The sequence below is a fragment of the uncultured Rikenella sp. genome, assembly GCF_947628055.1.
Classification (GTDB): Bacteria; Bacteroidota; Bacteroidia; order Bacteroidales; family Rikenellaceae; genus Rikenella.
Window position 1 is genome coordinate 1 of record NZ_CANQYJ010000130.1, and the last position, 5,962, is coordinate 5,962.

Genomic DNA, 5,962 nt, shown 5'->3' on the forward strand with positions numbered 1-5,962 from the left:
CCGGGGCCTGCCCGCACAGGGCAGTACCCTCTTGGGGGTTGTTTATCTTGCTGCCGGCAGACCTTTTCGGATAGTTCCGATTAAGGTCGTGTACCGAGCGGCATTGGCCCCGCGTGCGACGCCTTACAGAGCGAAATTATTTCGACAAACGACAGTTTGTTGAAATAAGATTTCGCTGGCGCGCGGCTTTTGTTTGGGGTAGTTCCGGCTCAAGCGAAACGCAGTTTCGCCCGTCCCGTCGGGGGCACGCGGACGGAGGGCAGTACCCTCTTGGGGGTTGTTTATCTTGCTGCCGGCAGGCCAATAAAACACCCGAAGGGTGCGGATCGCGTGCCGAACAGCCCCGCGCGCGACGGATAGAGTAGGAAATCGTTCAAAAGCATCTTGTGCTTTTGAACAAGATTTCCGCCAGCGCGCGGGCAAAAATCGGTAAAGGGCCGCAGCCCGCGGAGGATATTTCGGGTAGTTACAGTTCGGCTCGCGTGCCGAGCGGCACCGGCCCTCCGGATGCCCGGGGCTGGGGCTGACCGGTTCTGTGAACCGGATTTCTGTTAGCAGTGGAGGTGGAATAGTCTCGACACACGAGTACGGGGTCGGAGCCTGCGCGGGCCAATTCGAGCCGAGCGAGATTTTGGCCCGTCGCCGGGGGAGGCTCCGGCCCAACCGGTTCTGCGAACCGGAGTTTTCGCTGATGCAAAAACACAGTTTGGATATAGGAAAAGAACGGAACCAGTGGAACCGTTTAGGGGAGTTCCATCTCGGATCGCGTGCCAAACGGCATTATGTCGGGACAAATAATCGTCAGAGAATTTTTTCGTGCTTGTGGGCAGGCTGGGAAGGTTATCGGTGATCTTTCCATGTCAGGCCGGAGCCACCCCCGGCGGAGGGTGCCGCTTGGCACTCGAGCCGGGCTGGAACTACCCCAAACGGCCCCGCTGGCTCCGGCCTGACATAGGGCAACCAAACAGGATTTCGCCAGCGTGCGGATAAAGCCTGTTTATCTCCGCGCGCCACGCTGAGAAAGCGAAATCGTACAGTTTATTTTCAGCTCGGAGCCTGCGCGGGCCAGACCTTCAGGTTGCAGCCCTGCGCCGGGGGAGGCTCCGGGCTGCCCGCTTCGCGGAATGATCATTAATCGTACCGATAAACGAGAGTTTGTCGGGAATGCTTTTGCTCTGTAAGGCGCAGTGCGCAGGGACAAAGAGAGATTGCGGATTTCAACCCGGAAACGGCCGGAACTGGCGGGGACTTCGGAGTAGAACGCCCTATAAAACAGCCAACGGCCACGGTTCGAGGTCGAAGCGGCACCGGGTCTCCCGACGGGGTGGCGTCCGGCCCGCGCGAACAAAGGTTGCAGTTTATAATATTCCGACAACAACGGACAGAGTTAATGAGGAAAACGGCTAATAAAACAGCCAATAGCCCGGCTCGAGCGCCGGGCGGCTCCAGGCCTCCGCATGGGGCAGCTCCGGATCGGTACAAGCAGACCGCAGCGGTAAAACGTAAATCATTCGGAATAATAGCGGTCGAGCAGTTCCCGTGCCGCCGCGAACGAACTGATTTTATCTTCCAGCACCCGTTTTTCATACTCTGCCAGCAACGGCCCGATCTGCGGCGACTTGTAGAAATTGTCCCTCAATTCCGAGTCGATCGTTTCGTACATCCAGTACTTCGCCTGCCGGCTCCGGTTCCGGTCGAAATAGCCGTTCGCTTTCGTAAACTTCAGATAATCTTCGATCCCGCCCCACAGCTCCGTCAGCCCACGGTTTTCGGTCGAGGAGGTAGTGTAGACTCTCGGTTTCCAACCCGACTCCGGCATGGGAAAGAGCGACAGTGCATTCAAAAACTGCCGCCGCGTGAGCTCCGCCCGCGGCACGTTGTCCCCGTCCGCCTTGTTGATCGCCACCATATCCGCCATTTCCATAATCCCCCGCTTGATTCCCTGCAACTCATCCCCCGCACCCGAAATCTGGATCAGCAGAAACAGGTCGACCATCGAATGGACCGCCGTCTCGGACTGTCCCACCCCCACCGTTTCGATAAAGACCACGTCGAATCCCGCCGCCTCGCACAGAATGACGCTCTCCCGTGTCTTGCGCGCCACGCCGCCTAACGATCCCGCCGACGGCGAAGGCCGGATGAAAGCCGCCGGATTGTGCACCAGTGTCTCCATCCGGGTCTTGTCCCCCAGCACCGACCCTTTGGTGCGTTCCGAACTGGGGTCGATCGCCAGCACGGCCAATTTATGTCCCAAACCGGTGACTTTAGTCCCAACGGCTTCGATAAAGGTCGATTTCCCGGCCCCCGGCACCCCGGTGATCCCGATCCGCACCGACCGTCCGGCATACGGCAGGCACCGTTCGATAATCTGCTGGGCCAATGCGTGGTGTTCCGCCAGCAGGCTCTCGGTCAGCGTAATGGCCTGGCTCAGCACGGTGATATTCCCGGCCCGGATCCCGCTCACATAATCCTCTGCCGACATCGCTCGCCGTTTGATGCGCTTATAGCGGGGGTTCACCACGGGCGGACGTTCGATGCCTGCTGCGACTTCCAGTGCACTTTCTTTAAAGGTCTCTCGGTGGTGTTCTTCGTAGTGTTCCATGACAGGGCCGTTTATCTGGGTAAAGTTATTAAAAATCGATCGGTTTATTACTTTCTATATAGGGTTGCTTCTTTTTAAGAAAAGGCCTGATGCAGGAGGAAATTAGGCGGAACAGCTTTTTGTTCATGTGCCGCAGCACCGTTGCGCCGTTGCGTCAGGAAAAGCCCCAGCCTGCCCGCTTCGCGGAATATTTTCCATGCCAAAAATAAGTTGCCGTTTTGTTCCGAAACCGACGGAAATCCGGGTCGAAGACCCGGTTGGGCCGGAGCCTCTCCCGGCGACGGGCCAAAATCTCGCTCTGCTCGCAATGACCCGCGCAGGCTCCGGCCCCGTACTTGTGCGTCAAGACTATTCTACCTTCCATTGCTAACAGGAATCCGGTTTGCAGAACCGGGTAGGCCGGAGGCATTTGGGCCGCAGCGTTGGCTGTTTTATTAGCCGTTTCCCGTTAGCTCCGTCTGTTGTTATCAGAATCCAATAAATCGCGACCTACGGTCGCGCGCCCGACGCCGGCGGAGGGCGGTGCAGACGGATACTCAAACCGGGCTGGAACTACCCTAAGTTTCCCGGGCGGCCGACCCGGTGCCGTTGGGACGCTAAAGGACTTTTGGCTGTGATCTCCCTTTGTCGGGCCGCAGCCTCCCGCAGCGGAGGCCCGCAACTTCGTTGCTTAGCTCCGCAGGCTGCAACCCGATGCTGGGCTTTATCCCACATGCCACTCGAAAGTGCTTTTCGACTGTGATCTCCTCATGTCAGGCCGGAGCCGCTCGGGCGGAGGCCTGGTGCCGCTGAGCACTCGAACCGCAGCCGTTGGCTGTCTCATTGGCCGCCTCTACCCCAAAGCCCCGCTGGCTCCGGCCGTTTCCCTGTCGGAAGCCAAGTAAACCGCGCCCCTCGGTCGCGCGAGTCGCCGCCACCCCGCGCGGCGCGAGCAACTCCGGCGGAGCTCGTTGCTCTTTCCGCTGGCGGCGACCCGGTGCCGCTCGGCACTCGAACCGGACTGGAGCTACCCGAAATATCCTCCGTGAGTTGCGGCCCTTTGCAAATCAAAAACGATCTTTGTCCTGCGCGCTGGCGGAAATCTTGTTCAAAAGCGCAAGCTGCTTTTGAACGATTTCCTACTCTATCCGTCGCGCGCGGGTGCCGGTGCCGCTGGGACTCCAGCCGCACCCTTCGGGTGTTCTGCTGGCCTGCCGGCAGTAAGACAAACTACCCCAAAGAAGGAAACTGCCCTCGGGCCGGGCAGGCCCCGCTTAAATAAGTCCTCTCAAACTCTAACAAAAGCCCCAACGGGGCCCCGCGGTGGGCTTGCGAAACTACGTTTCGCTTGGGCCGGAACTACCCTCAAGAAACCGCGCCGGACGCGCTTAAAGTCCTCTCAAACTAACAAAAGCCCCAACGGGGCCCCGCGGTGACCGAGCGAAACTGCGTTTCGCTTAGGCAATCTCTACCCCAAATTATTCTTTCCGCGCGCCGGAAAAATCGTTCGCTTTCAACTCGCGTTGAAACCGTCGATTTTCCTTTTCCGGCGTGGCGCGCGGGTGCCGCTGGGCACGCGACCGCACCCTTCGGGTGTTCTGCTGGTCTGCCGGCAACAAGATAAACTACCCCAAAGAGAGTACTGCCCTGCGCGGGCGGCGTCCGGGTGACACCGGCAGGACGGGCGAAACTTCGTTTCGCTTAGACAATCTCTACCCTAAAAACTCCGCTACCGGTAGACCCGGATCGAATGCCGAGCAACACCCCGCGGCAAAGAGGCCGGAAAATAAAAAGCCTTTCCCCAAATATGTAGAGAAAGGCTTATATAAATACAGATCACAAAGAGCAAACACTACATCGGATCCGCCATGTTTTGAATCGGTTTGTGGTACTCGCCCGCTTCGAGCTTCCCGCGGCAAGCCTTGAACGCATTGAGCGTATATTCGACATCCTCCATCGTATGCACCGCTGTCGGAATGATCCGCAGAATGATTTCCCCCTTCGGGATCACCGGATAGACCACCACCGAGCAGAACAAGTTGTGGTTTTCGCGCAAATCCACCACGATATTCGTGGCATCTTCCACACCCCCCTTCATATAGACCGGCGTCACAGGCGAATTCGTCACCCCGATGTCGAACCCCGCTTCGACGAAGCCTTTCTGCAACGCCCGGACGATCGTCCACAGCCGTTCCCGGTACTCCGGATGCGTTTGGATCAATTCGAGCCGTTTCATCGCCCCCTTGACCATCGGCATCGGCAGCGATTTGGCATAGAGTTGCGACCGCATGTTATACCGCAGGAAATTGACGATGTCCGGATCCGACGCCACGAACGCCCCGATCCCCGCAAACGACTTGGCAAACGTCCCGAAATGGACATCGATCTGATCCGCCACCCCGAAATGTTCCGGCGTCCCGGCCCCGGTCTTCCCCATCGTCCCCAGTCCGTGCGCATCGTCCACCAAGATCCGGAAGTTGAAATCCTTTTTCATCGCCACGATCTCGTCCAGTTTCCCCAGATCGCCTTTCATCCCGAACACCCCTTCGGTAATCAACAGCACCCCCCCGCCCTGTTTTTCGGCGAGTTTCGAGGCACGTTCGAGCATCATCCGGCACTTCTCCATGTCGTTATGATGGTACACGAACCGCTTCCCCCCCTTCGCCTTGTGAATCAAGAGGCCGTCGATAATACAAGCGTGCGCTTCCGAGTCGTAAACAATCACGTCCCGCGCCCCAGCCAAACAGTCGATGATCGACACCATCCCCTGATACCCGAAATTGAGGAGGAATGCGTCCGGTTTCCCGACGAAAGCGGCCAACCGCCGTTCCAGCTCTTCATGGTATTTGGTCTGACCGCTCATCATCCGCGCCCCCATCGGCGCCGCCATCCCGAACTCGCGCGCAGCCTCGGCATCGGCCGCCATCACTTCCGGATGGTTCGCCAGCCCAAGGTAGTTGTTCAGGCTCCAGTTCAGCATCATCTTGCCGCGGAACAGCATCCGCGGGCCGATCGGCCCCTCGAGTTTCGGGAAAGAGTAGTAGCCGTGGCTCAGTTTCTGGTACTGCCCGATCGGGCCGCCGGCGTCCTTTTTGATTCGTTCGAAAATATCCACTGTATGGTAATTTTTAATGATTTAACAAAAAAATTTAAGACAAAGGTAGTTTTTTTCCCGTTCCGCTGTCCGGCTCCCGAATAAGTATAAAATCGTATTTTGCAGGACGCAACTTGCAGACGTATGCGGGAATATGGGCGAGGTATCGTAAAAAAAGCGCCTCGGCGGTATGTGTACCGCCGAGGCGCTTTTCGGCAAAAAGGAGTGCATCGGCTCTGAAGTCCTTCGGCCGGCCGATGAAAGTGGTGGAATAGCACAGGCAAAAA

Annotated in this window: 3 protein-coding genes; all 3 read right to left on the bottom strand. The window is 58.0% G+C overall.

The annotated features are described in order from the left end of the window. Positions 1-1,507: 1,507 nt before the first annotated feature. The gene (meaB, locus tag Q0Z93_RS09460) at positions 1,508-2,602 is read right to left on the bottom strand and encodes a methylmalonyl Co-A mutase-associated GTPase MeaB (protein ID WP_298064899.1); all 1,095 of its coding nucleotides are present in this window, start codon (positions 2,600-2,602) and stop codon (positions 1,508-1,510) included. 74 nt (positions 2,603-2,676) lie between these two features. Then, positions 2,677-2,805, bottom strand: coding sequence for a hypothetical protein (locus Q0Z93_RS09465; RefSeq protein ID WP_298064901.1), 129 nt, complete (start codon positions 2,803-2,805; stop codon positions 2,677-2,679). Positions 2,806-4,433: 1,628 nt separating this feature from the next. Next, positions 4,434-5,696 carry an aminotransferase class I/II-fold pyridoxal phosphate-dependent enzyme gene (locus Q0Z93_RS09470; RefSeq protein ID WP_298064904.1) on the bottom strand — a complete coding sequence of 421 codons (1,263 nt, stop codon included), beginning with the start codon at positions 5,694-5,696 and terminating at the stop codon, positions 4,434-4,436. Positions 5,697-5,962 lie beyond the last annotated feature (266 nt).

Coding starts and splice junctions, on each gene's coding strand:
- meaB (WP_298064899.1), bottom strand. CDS start 2,602: ATGGAACACTACGAAGAACACCACCGAGAGACCTTTAAAGAAAGTGCA.